Raw genomic sequence first — 16,184 nt, 5'->3', positions numbered from 1 at the left:
GCTCTAAAAAAGGAGGGCTGGTTGGCCCTCCTTATTTTTTTTCGAATTAGAACTCGTGACTGGTGCGGCTTACTTCAAAGTCGTGATCGTGGCTTACGATCCGCTGCTTTTGTACGAGATATTCGTCCACCAGCACCGCAACCAGCGCTGCGGTTGGGACCGCAACCAGTGCTCCGAGAATCCCGGCCAAGGCACCTCCAATCATCAAGGCTGTAATGACACCAAGCGGAGGCAAATCGATCGTGCTTTTCATGATTCGCGGCGTTAGAAACGCGTTTTCCAGCTGATAGTAGACACCATAAAAGATGAGCACCCCTAGCAGCTTATGCCAAGAGTCGAACGCGGCTACAACGCTGGCCAAACCCAATGAAGTAAGAGCTCCCACAACGGGAACAACGTTCGCCAGAGCCGCAAACGCGGCCAGCACGTAGTAGTACTTCACATGCATCAGTCCAAATACAACGAAACTGCACACCCCGATGCTCATCATCAATGCGCCCTGACCTACTAGCCAATGGCGCAGCCGTTCTTCGGCTCGTAGCAAGGTACGCGATAGCCGCTCGCGTTGATCAAGCGGGAATAACGTAATAGCCCACGTGAAGACGGTCTCGCCGTCGATGATGAAATACGAAGTCAGGACAATGCCAGTGAACAGACCGAAGAGGCTGCCTGCCAGGCCAGTGAAAAATCCGAATGCACCGCCGGAGGCCGCAGCGATGTAGTCATCGATCTTACTTATGTCTATGCTTTCCACAAATGGCACGTTACGCGCGCGATTCGCAAGTTCTGCCAGACGCTTAGGCCATTCTGAAGCCATTGAGCGTGCATCGTGAAAGATCGGGGGCAGTGCGAAAACCAGGAACAGCGTCAATACCGTTGCCAGACCTACAATCAAAATTAACAGCGCAATCCCGTGTCCAGGACGCCACTTGCGGATGTGAATGCGCGCGATGAGCTGGATCAGCGGCGACAGCACAACCGCGAAGAGAGCGCTTACGTAGATGAGCAACAGCATGTGCCGGACTACGTATGCAGCGTAGAGTCCTCCGATGACCGCGATCGTAAAGAGAATGTCGGCGCGGCGGTTAGGAATGGGATGGAGAACGGGAGACATACGTATCGGATGATCGGGTGATCGAGTCATTAGGCGAAGTAAATGAATACTCCGATTTCCGATCACGTTAGGCGCCCTGATCATTCGCGATCTTACTTCACCCGATCACCCGATGACCCGATCACCCGATTCTTCTTAGTCTCGCACGACCTCCAAGCCCGAGGCTGAGGCCGCCATTCTTATGACCTTTTTTTGATCGTCCATATAAATGAGCAGGTTGCTGTCGTCACTGTGGAGGCGGAAGCTGGTGCATTCTACATCCTTCCCTTTCAACGAAATCTTTTCCTTGCCTTTGAAATCAACCGTCACCACCTCCGACGCGTGCTGAGTAGGTATCAATACGCCAAATTGCAGCGGAGCGGAATTGCAGCTCAATCCCTCCGGCTTCGAAGTACACCCCATCGCTAGGTAACGCCAAATCAGGATCTCCCGATGCAGGAAGAAGTTGTCATCGAGAATTGGAGTCGAGTGTGGCATGAGGTGCGGCACATTGAATGACTTTTGGTTTGAGCCCGTGTTGATGACTTCGCTCAGAAACTCGTCCTTCGGCACGACGGAGAGCTCGGCCTTCGTCGGTTTGTCCTGCTGCCATCCGTAGCGGATAATTTCTCCACGGTCGGTAAGTTCCATTTCAGAACGCTGGAGTGAACCGTCCTCAACCTTCAGTTCAGATTTTGCCGTGCTTCCACCGGATCGCTGTTCGATCTTGAAGGTCTCGGTCGCCACACGCCGGCCATTCACAAAAACTCCAAAGCTACCCGAGTCGATGACCTGTGAACTTGGAGCCTTTGCCTCCAATGCGCACGCGATCGTCATCATCATGACGAATGAAGTAAACGCCAATTTCATTCAGCCTCCTGATTTCCTGGACTCAACTGCAACGTCGAAGCAATCTCCTGGGCCACCGCAAGCGGCGTCTTTCCGTCTGTCCGCACTGCGACATGCGCGGTACGATAGAAAGGCAATCGCTCCTCATACAAAAGAGTAATCTGCTCGCCGTCCTGCAGAAGCGGACGATAACCGGGCGCCGAGGCACAACGGCGCAACGCCTCTTCCAGGCCTACGTCCAGATACACCACAGAGGCGGAATGGTCGCGGATAATTTGCCGGACTGCTTCCTGCACGAAGGCACCGCCACCCAGAGCGATAGCGGCCGGCTCGTCTCCGAGCGATTCGAGAAGCTCCCGCAAGAATTGAGCTTCTAACTTGCGAAAAGCCGACTCACCCCGCTCAACAAAAAGCGCTGGAACTGTCCGACCGGTGCGCCCCTCGATGAGCGCGTCAAGATCATAGAAAGACCAGTTCAACACCCGAGCGAGTTCCCTGCCCACAGTAGTCTTGCCGGCTCCCATGAATCCGACGAGGACAACTAACTCCGCTTCGCTCGTCATAGCCAGGGTTCCACAGCTTTCACAGCTCAGCTAACCGTCGAAGACCACAGCTTTTATTCGCTTCTCGGCCGGATTCTACCACCGAAGTTCAGCACAAAAGGGAACCGGCGGGAGTACCTGCGAAGGTGCACCTTCGTAATCCAATCGGAGGATCGGCGGATTGGGGGATTGGGGGAAGTGAACAGCTGCGAGGCGTTTGAGTGAATGAGAGGATCTAGAAGCCCGGTGCCGCGATTTTGGAAATATCTTGTAAAGCTGAGAAGAAATCTATTTCACCCGATCACCCGATGACTCGATCACCTGATTGCCTACTTCAGCTACTTTTTTTTTTCCGGCGCTTTGCGCCTTAGCTTGTGGCCGAACGAGGCCTTCGCGCTCCAGGGAATCCTGGATGTTGTCCCAGACCTTGGGACTGGGATCACGAAGAGGCAGAAGCAGCTTCGCCTGATCAGCGATGTAACGCAGATCCTGTACCAGATCGGTACAGATGGGGCAGCTCTTCAGGTGCTCCATCTCGGTCGCGTGGCCGCCGCTCTCGAAAATATAGGGCAGGACTTCCTGAAACTCGGCGCACGTCATTTTCTTACGTTCTCCGCCGCTCATCGGCGCACCGCCTTTTCTGCCTTGCTCTGCTTCAACAGATCGCGGAGTTTCATTCGTGCCTTGTGCAGTTGCGACTTGCTATTGCCGATGGAACATCCCATCATCTCCGCGATTTCATTGTGCTCATATCCTTCGATGTCATGCAGCACAAAAATGATGCGATACCCCGGTGGCAGATTCTCGATTGCGCGCTCCAGATTGACACGGTCAATCGAGCCGGCGAGCACGTTGTCGCGAGCGCCAATATCCTTTTTGGGACCGTCTTCCTGCTGCGGCTCCAGCGTCTCTTCCAACGAAACTTCGGGTAACCCTTTCTTTCGCAGGTGCATCAGCACAACGTTCACCGAGAGCCGATGCAACCAGGTGGAGAATGCCGATTCACCGCGAAATGTGGCAATTTTGCGGTAAAGCTGAAGGAACGCCTCTTGCGTGAGATCCTCAGCTTCGGCGGTATTTCCCGTCATTCTGAGACACAGAGAATACACGCGGCGCTTGTGCAGTCCATAGAGCTGCTCAAAGGCGTAAGCGTCTCCACCTTTTGCCTGCTCGATGGCTTCAGCTTCGCTGAATCCGGAAGCTGAGGCCCTCTTGCCCGATGCTCTTGGCTGCTGGGCTGCTTTTTCCTTTAGCGGTGCTGTTGGCACTGTGATGGAATCTGCCCTCCAAATCTTCGATGCGCCGGAGCTGCTGCCTGTTGTATCAGCTTGCAACGATTGAAGATACCTGTGGAAATTTCCAGACCTCGGTTGCCATATCCTCAGATTCTGCCCGAAATTGGCAAGTTCTGCGCAGAGGCAGGGAAATAACATGGATTCGCAAAGATTCGATCCAACGTCGCGATAATAGGGAGCTTCCATGCATTTCCGTCAGCTCGAAAACACTTATCAGCATTCCTCAGGGATCTCAGAAATTCAAAACGGGTTCTCTCTCGCGGCTTACTGGCGCCTGCAAGGCGCAGACGGTGGCACCTTGTTATAGTCAAAGTAGTGGAACGGGTCACCCGCAGTCCGGAGTCAGAGAAAACTGTCGCAGTCTGATCCTCATCGTTCGCTCTTCTGGATGTTCGTCTCTTTCTTGGGCATTTCGATTCCGAAAGAAGGCCAAGAGAGGCGGGCCCTGCTGATGCTGATTATCGGAGTAATACTGCTCCTCCTTTTTGTAGCTGTGGGAATGTTAACGCTCTTCCGGTTCTGGTGAACCGGGACTAAACCAACGCGATCCGATGGATGAACGATTAGCAGGGATCACTCGCCAAACGTCAACGTCCTTCATTGCTCTGCCCCTTCGGCATCTTTATGATGGATCGTTCGGCTTCTACCATGTCGTAAACGCCCGGAATAGGCAGGCATCAGGAACTCATGTGCGCTGAGAAGAACAGCAAGAGCGGCCCTCGAATTCTGGCCGAAAGTCCTATCTGCGACACATTCGAAGGACGCCACCCCTCGCCTGCAGAGAAGGAATGGGCAGAGAAAACGCTGCTGCCTGCGCTGGAGAAGGCTCCAGAGCAGCCGATCGGCGCGCGCTCTGGAGTCAATCTCGAGGGAAACGGCGATGCCCGCTTTACAACCATTTCGGGAATGCCGGTGCGGCGACTCTACACGCAGGCTGATTTGCCTGAAGATTGGAGTGCGGAAAAATATTTAGGCTTTCCTGGACATTCGCCGTATACACGCGGAATCCACGCCTCTGGCTATCGCGGCAAGCTCTGGACGATGCGCCAATTCTCCGGCTTCGCGTCGCCAGAGGAGACGAATCAGCGCTACAAATACCTACTTTCTCACGGAGGCGGCGGACTCTCTGTCGCCTTCGATCTGCCTACGCTCATGGGATTCGATTCCGATGCGGTGGAGAGCGAAGGCGAAGTTGGCAAATGCGGCGTCGCCATCGATTCGCTTGAGGATATGGAGATCCTCTTCAACGGCATCGATCTCGAGAAGACCACGGTCTCGATGACCATCAATTCGCCTGCCTCGGTATTGTGGGCAATGTATCTCGTGGTCGCGGAGAAGCAAGGCGCCGATTGGAAGAAAGTTTCGGGGACAATTCAAAACGACATCCTGAAGGAATACATCGCGCAGAAGGAATACATCTATCCGCCCGCTCCTTCCATGCGCCTGGTGATCGACACCTTCGAGTTTGGTACGCACTTCACACCGAAATTCAACACGATTTCCATTAGCGGATATCACATCCGTGAGGCTGGATCGACTGCCCTGCAGGAACTCGCGTTCACGATTTACGACGGAGTCGAATACGTTGAATGGGCTCGGCGCCGTGGATTGAACATCGATGAATTCGGACCTCGACTAAGCTTCTTCTTTAATTCACATAACGACTTCTTTGAAGAGATCGCAAAATTCCGCGCCTCACGCAAGATCTGGTGCCAGCTCATGAAGGATCGCTTCGACGCGAAGAATGCGCGCACCTGGCTGATGCGTTTTCACACTCAGACTGCCGGCGTATCTCTCACAGCACAACAGCCGCTGAACAACATTGCGCGAACAGCCATCCAGGCTCTCGCTGCTGTTCTGGGCGGAACGCAGTCGCTGCACACAGACAGTTACGACGAGGCGCTTGCGCTTCCCACGGAAGATGCAGCTCGCATAGCCCTGCGGACACAACAAGTGATCGCGTATGAATCTGGAGTAGCGCAAACAGTCGATCCGCTGGGCGGTTCATACTTCGTCGAGAGGCTGACGCTCGATATGGAGAAAGGAGCTTTTGACTACTTCAACAAACTCGACGCGATGGGCGGCATGGTGAAGGCTATCGAGCGCGGATATCCGCAAAGAGAAATTGCCGAGGCCGCTTATCAGTATCAACGGGCGGTCGAGAATAAGGAGAAGCTCATCGTCGGAGCCAACGAATTTGTCATCGAAGAAACTCCTCCCAAGATCCTCTACATCGACCATCGGGAAGTAGCGAGTCACCAGACGAAGAAGCTCGATGCCCTGAAGGCGCGTCGCTCAAACGAAGAAGTCAAGCGCAGCCTCGATGCGCTCAAGAAAGCCGCTGCGCAGGATCCTGTGGTGAAAGCCGACGGGAGAATGTCCGACGCGAATACAATGCCGTACATCATCGATGCAGTGCGCGCCTACGCAACTGTGGGTGAAATCTGCAATGCGCTGCGCGAAGTATACGGCACTTACGAGGAAGTGAGCGTCACGTAGGAAGCTTGCAATAGGCAATAGTCGAAAGCTGACTTATTTCTTATGGTCTCTTGCCTATTAGCTGTTCCCTGCCGTAAAACTTTGCTCATGAAAATCCGGTCGGTCTTTGTCTTCGCGCTTCTTTCCTGCTTCGCTGCTACGGCAGCTGACCTCCCACAGAAAAAAGAAGTTCATGGACGAAACGGAATCATCCTCCCGCCTCCGCCGCCGACAGAAGCCAAGCCCATAACCGATACCGTTTCGGGACACTCTCTCACCGATCCGTATCGCTGGCTCGAGGATCAGAACAGCCCAGAGACGCGGGCGTGGATCGTCGCTCAGACGCGCTATACGCAGCAATATTTGTCGCAGGTGAAGATCAGGCCGGAGATCGTTAACCGTCTCACGGAATTGGAGCACATCGAGACGATCGGAATTCCAACTGAGCGCAACGACACCTATTTCTATAACAAGCGTCTACCCGACGAGAATCAGGCGTCGATTTACATTCGCAAAGGTCTGCACGGCAGTGACGAGCGGCTGATTGATGCGACGAAGCTGAGCGCCGATCAGAATACGTCAGTTCACATTAGCGACGTTTCTAAAGATGGTTCGCTCCTCGTCTACGGAGTGCGTGAAGGCGGGGCTGACGAACAAACCGTCCACCTGATGCATGTAAGCAGTCGCAAAGACCTTGCCGATGTGCTTCCGCGCGCCCGCTACAGCGGCGTAAGCCTGGCGCCGGATAAGGAGGGACTGTACTACGCCAAGTACGAACCTACCGGCACGATCGTGTACTACCACAAGGTAGGCACCCCGTTAGAGTCGGATGAACTTGTCTTCGGCAAGGAATATAAAGGAGAAAAATTCGGACAAATGGAGTTGATCTCTCCCGAGATCACAGAAAATGGCCGCTACCTACTCATCGCCGTCGGACACGGCGTCCCCGCTAAGCGGGTTGACATCTACGCTAAGGATCTGCGAAAGGCGGATTCCGAACTGCGGGAAGTCATCCATGGCATCGATAGTCGTTTCACGCCGGTGAACTATGAAGATGACCTTTATGTGCTGACCGACTATGAGGCGGAGAACTATCGCGTCGTGAAGATCAGCATGAAGGATCCGGCTCCGGACAAGTGGCAGGTCATTGTTCCCGAAAGCAAAGATACTATTTCGGGAATCTCAATTGTCGGCGGGAAGTTGTTCGTGACTGGTCTGCACGATGTCGTCACTCAGACGCGCATCTTTACCCTCGATGGCAAACAAACGGGCACCATTCAGTACCGCGATTTGGGCTCTGCCAGTGACGTCTTTGGGCGCGAGGATTCCAGGCACGGGTTTTACACCTTTGACTCATTCAATATTCCTCCGGCTGTCTATCACTACGACGTGTCCACAGGAAAAGTCGAAGTCTTCGCGAAACCCAAGGTCCCATTCAACTCCGAGGCCTACGAAGTAAAGCAGGTCTTCTACAACTCGAGAGACGGCACACGCGTGCCGATGTTCATCTCTTCCAAAAAGGGACTGAAGCAGGATGGAAGCGTGCCTACGCTGATGTATGCCTACGGGGGGTTCCTACTTTCGCAGACCGCGCATTGGAATCCCGAGTATGCGTGGTGGATGGAGCAAGGCGGATTCTATGCTCAACCTAATTTGCGCGGCGGAGGCGAGTACGGCGAAGCCTGGCACAAAGCCGGCATGTTCGAGAAGAAGCAGAACGTCTTTGAGGATTTCTTCTCGGCTGCAGAATACCTTATTGCGAACAAGTACACCTCGCCTGCGCGGCTGGCTATTCGTGGACGCTCCAACGGCGGTTTACTGATGGGTGCCGCGCTCACGCAACGTCCGAATCTGTTTGGTGCGATCTGGGTCGGATATCCCCTGCTCGACATGATTCGCTTCCACAAGTTCCTCGTCGGGCGCTGGTGGACTTCGGAATACGGATCGGCGGAAGAACCTCACCAGTATGCGTATCTGATCAAGTACTCGCCGTATCAGAACGTGAAGGCGGGGACGAAATATCCGGCGATCATGCTGAACACTGGCGATTCAGATACACGTGTCGCTCCGCTGCACGCTCGCAAAATGACGGCCCTGCTGCAAGCGGAAGATGGAAGCGATCGTCCAGTGTTGCTGCACTACGAGACTAAAGCGGGGCACAGCTCGGGAATATCGATTCAGCAGCTGGTTAACGACACGGCAGATGAGTTGGCTTTCTTGTGGAACGAAACGACTGGGAAGTAGAGAGAGGACATAGGTCCGGTCCATTAAGGTTACGTGCTTCCGGCCGCCCTCGGCCGGGCACGTGGAAACGTCGTGAGTGAGTAATTCCGCAATCCAATTCAAATCAAGAAATCGCCCGAGCAAACAGTCACGAAGTTCGATAACGTGCTCGGCCGAGGGCGGCCCGAAGCGCGTAAGTTAGCGGCAATGAAGCCGATGCCCTTCCTAACACTCTCAGGGATGGATTCTCGCCGTCCATCCACCGCCTGGTGCTAACTTGATGGTAAGCTTGCTTCCCTTCCCTACTTGAGTGGTCGTCTTCTTGTAGTCGCTGGCAAGCTTGTCGGCGTTCACTCCATCCTGGTACGCGTCCATCGTGAAACTTCCTTCAGGCAGGAAAGACAAATCAATGTCCAAGCTGCGAGGAGTCCAATCTGTCATTGCGCCGATGTACCAATCCTGTCCATTCCTTCGGGCCACGACGACGTAATCCGCGATTTTTGCGTCGAGCACTCTGGTCTCGTCCCACTCAGTTGGGACTGCAGCAAGAAATTGCATCGCTTCAGGCTCACGCAGGTAGCTCGTGGGACTATCTGCCAGCATCTGTAGGGGGCCCTCATACACGACATACATTGCGAGCTGATGGCAGCGCGTACCCAACGACATCGGCTGCGCAAAGATTGGAGCAAAACTCGCCTTCGACGCGTTGCGCATGGCTCCTGGCGTGTAGTCCATGGGGCCAAGAAACATACGCGTGAAGGGCAACGTGACGTTGTGCTCCGGCTCCGCTTCGGCGCTCCACTTGCTCCACTCCAGCCCGCGCACTCCTTCCGCATTGATCAGGTTGGGCCAGGTGCGCGTCATCGAAGCAGGCTTTTGGTCTCCATGGAAATCCACTAGCATCTTCCTCTTGGCGCTTTCGATACATACTTTGCGATAAAAGTTCATCACGAGCTGATCGCTGCGCTGCATGAAATCTACTTTGATGCCCTTAATCCCCCATTTCTCGTACTGATCGAGCGCGGGAATGAGTTGATCGTCTAGTGTCTTCCACACAACCCAGAGAATGACGCCTACATTCTTCTGTTTCGCGTAGGCAGTCACTTCCTCCATGTCGATTTCGGGAACCACAGAGAGCACGTTACCCAGCTTGTACCAGCCCTCGTCGAGGATTACATAGGGAATCTTGTACTTCGCCGCGAAGTCGATGTAGTACTTGTAAGTCTTGGTATTGATTCCCGATTTGAAGTCGACACCAGCGATGTTGTTGGCATTCCACCAGTCCCATGAAACTTTCCCGGGTTTGATCCATGAGGTGTCCTGCAGTTGCGATGGCTTCTCGAGCAGCCACACCAGTTGGTTCGTGAGCAAATCGCCGTCTTTTTCCGCGATGCCAATCACTCGCCACGGGAAAGTTCGTGTACCCGAAGTGACGGCGATGTAGTCAGCACTCTCGACCACCTTGACGTCGCGGTCGCCTTCCAGCTTTTCCTTCAGCGGATAGGGAGGGAAAGCTGCAGCCAGCCCGTTTCCATTCGTGCCGCGCAACCACATTCCGGGATAATCCTCGACGTCGGACTCGGCGATCGCGATTTTTGTGCCTCCTTCATCAACCACAGCCGGCAGCGTCGCTAACGAAGCAGGACTGATTCCACTCAGAAAGTCTGGCAGGTATTTTCGTTCGTTATGGGAAAAGAAGCTGTCTTCCTGCGGATAATACACGATGAAATTCGCAGGGAAATTCCAGTTGTCCTTCTCGCCGTAGATCCTCACTTGCCGTGTTGGCAACGAAGTCTCCAGCCGATAGGCGACTCCTTCGTTATAGGCACGGAAGACGACGGCATATTCGCCCGACATGCTGAGATGCAGCTCTTTGTAGTTCTCGCGAATCTGCGCAAATTTCTGGCGGACTGCCGGCTTGATTACCTGATCGGAGGCGCGCTCCTTCAAATCAATCACCTTGGGTTGCGGACCCAGCTTTTTGTGGTCGATGTCGAGAGAAAACGTGCTGTTCTCAAGCAGAGTTCTGCCACCTAGAAGCACGTCGTACTGGATTGCAGCGCTAGCGCGGATTCTGACTTGGATACGATTGTCCGGCGAACGCAATTCGAAACTTGTTTGTGCCGCCGTGGATGCAGAAAACCATAATGCGAATACCGGGAATAAAATTGCAGATCTGGCTAGAAACTCCGCAGCGCTTCGGCAAATGCTCATTGGTATTGGTCCCTCGCAGCTATAGTCATCCCTAATCACGGTTCCACAGCATTACCTTCGACTTCAACAACAACCACCGTCGCCATCGGGTCCGAAATGGGACGGGCCAGAACGAGTTGTCGTTTGCCACCTTCTTCCTTGATCTCAACCGGTTTGCCATCGGCGAGCTGATAGGCTCGCTTGATCGTGTTCTTCATTGGAGGGAGTTCAAAGGGAACGCGCGGCTCCTGAAAGAAGGTGAAGTACACTTTTCCCGGCTTCGTAGTTGCCCGCCATTCATTGTGCGCAAGCACGAGTGCTTGGCCGCGCAGGTCTTTAGTCCCGCGACTACTGGGCTCGCCCACTTCGTCGCCCCACGGAGATGGTCCCGCCCCGTACACCGCCTCGCCATTGAGCTTCAGCCAGCGCCCCACAGTGCGCAGATTGTCTTGGCTCGCTTGTGGAATCACTCCGTTGGCCATCGGCCCGACATTGAGAAGATAGTTGCCACCCTTGCTGATGATGTCGATGAGTTTGAAAGTGATCTCGCCGGGAGACTTCCAGTCCTGGTCGTCTTTGCGAAATCCCCAAGTGTGATTTGTAGTGGCAGGAACTTCCCAATATTCAGACTGCACGCCTGACGGAATCACGTTATCGCCCGTCGATACATAGTCTCCGGCCGCGCCAAGGCGACCATCGATCAATGTCTTTGGTTGGGTAGTCCGTAGAATCCCGGCAAAACGTTGTGCGCGCTCGGGGGTCATCATGCGCGGTGTATCGAACCAAATGAGCGCGACCGAACCGTAGTTGGTGAGTAGCTCGCGCACCTGTGGCTCGGCCTTGCCGCGAAGATATCCGTCGTAATCCTTGAGCTCCTTCTTATCGGGTCCCTGATCGGCACCGAAATCCCAGTCATTGCCCGCACCGCCTGGCTCATGCCAGTCTTGCGATTGCGAGTAATAGAAGCCGAGCGGCATTCCACGCTTTTGGCAGGCTGTAGCGAGCTCTTTAAGGATGTCGCGATGGAAGGGCGTTGCGGCCACAACGTTGTAGCGGCTGACCTTGGAATCAAACATGGCAAAACCATCGTGGTGCTTCGAGGTAATCACGATGTACTTCATGCCCGCATCCTGGGCGAGCTGCACCCATGCATCTGCGTCGAACTTCACTGGATTCCACTGCTTTGCCAGTTGTTCATACTCCTTCACCGGAATGTGAGCGCGGTTCATAATCCATTCTCCCAATCCGGGAATCTGTTTCCCTTTCCACTCGCCACCGGGAATGGCGTAGAGTCCCCAATGAATGAAGAGGCCGTACTTGGCCTCTTTGAACCAGGCAAGTCGCGCCTGCTTCGCCTCGGGCGAGTCGGGATCAGGCGCGCCGATTTGCGCCGAAACTGCACTAGTGCGACCGGCAAGCAGCGAGAAAGCGACCAGGAGAAGGAGATAACGTTTCATGGCTGCCCATCTTAACAAGACGAGCTGAGAGCACATTTCATTAGGCAAGAAGCAGCGATCTCGCGCTTTGCAGATTAGACGCAGCCATTCCTCCAAGCATATCGACATGCGAGTTGTCCGAAGGACCTGCTGGACAGCAACGCTCGAAATTAGCTGGAGCTTGGCAAACCAACAGCCGCGCGGCGCGTATCCGACCCTGCATACGCCAAATTTAGGAGGGTTCTATGCATTTGCTCTGGTGGATCATCGTCGGGTTGATCGCTGGCTGGGCGACTGGAAAGATTATGCGCGGCTCAGGATATGGTCCTCTAATGGACATCGTTATTGGTATTGTTGGTGCAGTTGTGGGCGGCTGGATCATGCGCGCTCTCGGCTTTTCAGGCCAAGGTGGCATGCTTTATACCATACTCGTTGCGATCCTCGGCGCCGTCATTTTGACTTGGGTGTTCCGTCTTGTGACGGGAAGTGGACGACCGAGCGGAAGCGGCGGGCTTCGCAAGGTGGCTTGATGCACTTTCCTCTTGCCTCGGGCGAGAGCCCCGCTCGTTGAGCGGGGCTCTGGCTTACTCAGGCTGCATTTTCTTCCTCGCTTGCTGGGCGATTCTCGCTGGAGATGTGCGCATTTCCTTGCTGTTGAATTCGCAGCTCCTCGTGCTTGACCAGTTTGGGAAATTCGCTGTGACTCTCCGATTTTTCGACGCCGAACCTTCACGATCTCTGAGATCACGGCTTCTTTCCGAATAATCACGCGTTCCTTACTGACTGGAATGCGCAGCTCGCTTTGGCATTTGGACTTGTCGGATAAGCCCCAGTTCCCCAAGTCGCAATTGGTTGCGGTGATTGAGAGTGTTGAATGCCTGCGCAATGCCTTCCAGCTTCACGCGGTCAGTGAGCGCGAACTCTCGGCTCACTCTAGTGTTGAGAGTGAAAGAATCGAAACCGATGCCGGCGTTGCGACCAATCACGGCTCCGGCTAACGCTTCTGTGCACGGATTTGTATCGACACGTGTGAAACCAGGGGCACAAGGACGTTGTGAAGTCGCTTGCCGCGTGTTTGTGCCTGTAATTATGTTGAACGGGAGAGCTGAGTAGTACTGAAGTATTCCATTCAATTTCCAGCCGTGAGTGAGATGGTCGACGAAGCCATGAGCCGCAGAGGCGGGCGAGTTCAACATGGCATTGAAGACGACTCTATGCCGCTGATCATCGTCTGAGCGGCTGCGATCCTGGCGCAGGCTTAAGTTATTGATCGGCGAACTGAAAAAGAATTCTCCGAGATTGTCGATGGCTTTGGAAAACGTGTACGACAGCCGCATCGACACCCAATGACGCTGGACGCCGCAAGTAAGAAACTTCCAGTCCGTCATAGTACGAGTCGAACGTGGAACTATAGGGCTTGATATTGCCACGCGTCGGATCGGGACGGCTCCCATCAGGATTGATGTTCGTATTAATGGCCGCGATGAGATCGATGCCGCGAACATGCTGATAGCTGAAGCTTAGCGAACCAATGGAAGAGATCTGCTGCTCAACTTCCAGGCTGGCCTGCTGCGCATATGGACTCTGAATACTGGGATCCATTGTCGTGAAGTTTGGTCTGCTGATCCCTGGCGAAGCGCTGGCAACCGCGGGAAATACGGGAGCGCCGGCGTCCGTCGGAGAGAACGAAAAGCTGAGGAACCGCGCTTGTGCAGGGTCGATCGTGTTGTTTGCCGAGAGTAATGCGTTCGCTAGAGGCCGTAATGGGATACGGTCGTAGAACAGTCCATAGCTCGCGCGCACGACAGTGCCTCGATTTGGGAAGGGTGACCAGGCTATGCCGATACGCGGCGTGAGATTGTTGGTGTCGGTATTGATCGCTTGCAGCCATTGCAAATCGTACCGGATACCAACATTCAGCGTCAGTGCAGGTCGAACCTTCCATTCATCTTGAAAATAGAAACCCATATTGGGATTGCTTTGGTGAATTACCGGAGTGCCGAAGTTCTGGCTATATCCCTGCGAGTTATACGTTCCGGTGAAAAAGGTCGCCAGCGATGAAAAATTGTAGGAGCCACGAAGCGATTGCGGGAACGTGATGGTATCGTCATTGTAAAGAAAATCACTCCCGGTTTTTAGTGTGTGTGCTCCCCGTTGCAAAACCAGGTTATCGACAAACTCCCCCAAATAATTCAGCCGTCCCGTTGGTGAGGAAGTTGACCTTCCGAAGATCGCCACGCCTGAGGTAGATTCTGAATTTCCGGTTCCAGGACTGTCTGGCCGACCTGACTTCGGTTTGCCTCAATCATCGCTGGCTCGCTCGTTACCTCAATGCTGGTAGCAGCCGATGCCAGCGCGAGCTGCAACGTCAGGTCGAACGCTGAGCCGACGGTGAGCCGAATCTGTCGGGAGCTCTCGGCGAAGCCACTGGCTTGCGCGCTGATGCGATATTGACCGACTGGAAGATACGGAATTCGGAATCGGCCTTGCTCATCGGCCTGAACGGTATAGATCTGATTGGTGGCAACAGCAAGTGCCTTTACTGTGCTGTTCGGAACAACTGCGCCGCTCGGATCAAGAACGCGGCCAGTCACCGACGCGCTGGCCAGCGTCTCCAGCATGGACCGTTACAGGAACAATTAGGACCGAAAGCAAGGTAACTTCCGCCAGATGACGGATGAATCGAAGCATGACTATCTCCTGCATTTCTGGCAACAAAAGATTGCAGGTCAAGAGATCACAGCCTAGGACTGAGCGAACGGGTGGAATGCAAAGCAGTTCGTTCTGGTCCTGCAACCCCAATCGAGGCTTAGCCCTGACAACTCGACACAACTCGGTTGCTAGGAGAGAGGAGAAGGTGGGCCACGCTTGTGATGAGTGCGCGCATCGCTCACCACATAATCGATGACAGCCTGGACTGGAGCGCGGCGATAGGAGAGCAGTTGCTGGAAGTTCTGTACAAGCCCAGCCGGATGATACTCGTCTGCTCGCCATTGAAGAATAAACGCCCGATAGGGGCAGGGCTGCTGCCTCTGACCGATCATAGGCACGGAACCAGGAGGTTCTGACTGCATCGCCGCACAATGGTGCGCACCCAGCCGCCTGCAGCAAATCGGCAACGGGTCCGTCGCAGCGCCCTGCGCGAAGGACATGGCAAAGGGAAGCTCCATTGCCAAAAGCAGCGTTATGGTGAGGGTGCGACGCATAACCCAAGTACAGAAGCAAGATACATCCTGAAAATCTGAACAGCAAGAACTGAACTGCAGATTTAAGGGATCAACGATAACGCGCTCTCGATCGTTGTTTTTGACAGCTCCCAAAGATCCGTTCTCAATTGCGACTCATCGCGATGAACTCAGCTCAGCGTATAGGCTATCCATCCTTAGCTTAATGGTTGTTGACTGCTGTGTGACGGCTACCACAGGCTGAAAATCTTATTGAGGTGAACAACGCGGGAAGCCGACGCAGCATCAACTCTCCTGCACCACTGCGCGCGGTGGTGAAGTATGCTGCCGCATCGCGCTCCGCGGGGCCCAGGAGCCCAATACCATGCCTGCCGACCGGATCGTTTTGAGCGTAAAAGCCTCCATTGCCATTAGAAGGCAAGCCGAAACCAACCCAGCTGAGTGCTTCGAACTCTTGTTTGACAGCAAGGCGCAAGCACTTCCTCCCGGAGCAAGAGCCTCCGCAGTGCGCGGACGACAATTGCTATACAGGATTGGTTCGGTTTACGTCGACATCCAGCTCGACAAGAACGGCGATTCAGACCGGGTATTGCTTGTCGGCCAAATGCTAGATAGCGCCAGGCCCGGACATCCGATGGCCGGGATTCCAGTGGCGCTGCACGAACGAGGGCGGAGCATTGCCCATACGGTAAGCAACGATAACGGTGAATTTCACCTCGAATTTATTGCGAAGAATGATCTAAGACTCTGCCTGGCAATGGACCGCAGACATCCTGTGCACCTCCCAATCACGAATTTGGAGGCGCCATCAGGTGCTGATTCTTCCAGCAAGAGCCAAGACACGAGTGCAGGTGCAGATTCGATAGCCCAGCACGCTTAGAGATGAGATT

General features: G+C 54.3%; 12 protein-coding genes and 2 pseudogenes. 4 read left to right on the top strand and 10 right to left on the bottom strand.

Going from position 1 to position 16,184, the window contains the following annotated elements; all coding sequences use genetic code 11:
* Window positions 1-46: 46 nt before the first annotated feature.
* The 5 genes and pseudogenes from DMG62_09780 to DMG62_09760 all read right to left on the bottom strand — a co-directional run bounded on the left by DMG62_09780 (window position 47) and on the right by DMG62_09760 (window position 3,752).
* Window positions 47-1,198, bottom strand: coding sequence for an AI-2E family transporter (locus tag DMG62_09780; GenBank protein ID PYY23120.1), 1,152 nt, complete (start codon window positions 1,196-1,198; stop codon window positions 47-49).
* A gap of 51 nt (window positions 1,199-1,249) precedes the next feature.
* Entirely contained in the window at window positions 1,250-1,963 is a 714-nt protein-coding gene (locus DMG62_09775) for a hypothetical protein (GenBank protein ID PYY23119.1), read from the bottom strand.
* Complete coding sequence (locus tag DMG62_09770; GenBank protein ID PYY23118.1) at window positions 1,960-2,505, bottom strand: shikimate kinase; 546 nt, start codon at window positions 2,503-2,505, stop codon at window positions 1,960-1,962. Before DMG62_09770 ends, DMG62_09775 begins: the two co-directional genes overlap by 4 nt.
* Window positions 2,506-2,856: 351 nt before the next feature.
* Window positions 2,857-3,084: pseudogene (locus DMG62_09765) on the bottom strand (hypothetical protein).
* 20 nt (window positions 3,085-3,104) lie between these two features.
* Window positions 3,105-3,752, bottom strand: coding sequence for an RNA polymerase subunit sigma-24 (locus DMG62_09760; protein ID PYY23184.1), 648 nt, complete (start codon window positions 3,750-3,752; stop codon window positions 3,105-3,107).
* Window positions 3,753-4,466: 714 nt separating this feature from the next.
* Between DMG62_09760 and DMG62_09755 the strand changes: the two genes are divergently transcribed.
* Entirely contained in the window at window positions 4,467-6,278 is a 1,812-nt protein-coding gene (locus tag DMG62_09755) for a methylmalonyl-CoA mutase (GenBank protein PYY23117.1), read from the top strand.
* Between the two features lie 87 nt (window positions 6,279-6,365).
* A complete protein-coding gene (locus DMG62_09750) occupies window positions 6,366-8,501 on the top strand; it encodes a S9 family peptidase (GenBank protein ID PYY23116.1) in 2,136 nt (711 codons plus the stop codon).
* A 213-nt stretch (window positions 8,502-8,714) separates the two neighbouring features.
* Here the strand turns inward: DMG62_09750 and DMG62_09745 are convergent, their stop codons facing one another.
* Together DMG62_09745 and DMG62_09740 are read right to left on the bottom strand one after the other, a co-directional pair.
* Window positions 8,715-10,694 carry an alpha-glucosidase gene (locus DMG62_09745; GenBank protein ID PYY23115.1) on the bottom strand — a complete coding sequence of 660 codons (1,980 nt, stop codon included), beginning with the start codon at window positions 10,692-10,694 and terminating at the stop codon, window positions 8,715-8,717.
* A 35-nt stretch (window positions 10,695-10,729) separates the two neighbouring features.
* Window positions 10,730-12,130, bottom strand: a complete 1,401-nt coding sequence (locus DMG62_09740; GenBank protein PYY23114.1) for an alpha-L-fucosidase — start codon at window positions 12,128-12,130, stop codon at window positions 10,730-10,732.
* 224 nt (window positions 12,131-12,354) lie between these two features.
* Between DMG62_09740 and DMG62_09735 the strand changes: the two genes are divergently transcribed.
* Entirely contained in the window at window positions 12,355-12,639 is a 285-nt protein-coding gene (locus DMG62_09735) for a GlsB/YeaQ/YmgE family stress response membrane protein (GenBank protein ID PYY23113.1), read from the top strand.
* On the opposite strand, the gene DMG62_09730 is transcribed toward DMG62_09735, so the two are convergent.
* The 3 genes and pseudogenes from DMG62_09730 to DMG62_09720 all read right to left on the bottom strand — a co-directional run bounded on the left by DMG62_09730 (window position 12,528) and on the right by DMG62_09720 (window position 15,429).
* The gene (locus DMG62_09730; protein PYY23112.1) at window positions 12,528-12,995 is read right to left on the bottom strand and encodes a hypothetical protein; all 468 of its coding nucleotides are present in this window, start codon (window positions 12,993-12,995) and stop codon (window positions 12,528-12,530) included. The two genes, DMG62_09735 and DMG62_09730, sit on opposite strands and share 112 nt — an antisense overlap.
* Window positions 12,886-14,730 (bottom strand): annotated as a pseudogene (locus tag DMG62_09725) (hypothetical protein). Before DMG62_09725 ends, DMG62_09730 begins: the two are co-directional and overlap by 110 nt.
* 219 nt (window positions 14,731-14,949) lie before the next feature.
* Window positions 14,950-15,429, bottom strand: coding sequence for a hypothetical protein (locus DMG62_09720; GenBank protein ID PYY23111.1), 480 nt, complete (start codon window positions 15,427-15,429; stop codon window positions 14,950-14,952).
* A 229-nt stretch (window positions 15,430-15,658) separates the two neighbouring features.
* Between DMG62_09720 and DMG62_09715 the strand changes: the two genes are divergently transcribed.
* Window positions 15,659-16,174, top strand: coding sequence for a hypothetical protein (locus DMG62_09715; GenBank protein ID PYY23110.1), 516 nt, complete (start codon window positions 15,659-15,661; stop codon window positions 16,172-16,174).
* Window positions 16,175-16,184 lie beyond the last annotated feature (10 nt).

It is taken from the genome of Acidobacteriota bacterium (assembly GCA_003225175.1).
Lineage (GTDB): Bacteria > Acidobacteriota > Terriglobia > Terriglobales > Acidobacteriaceae > Gp1-AA112.
This window is presented reverse-complemented; position numbering and strand designations above follow the sequence as displayed.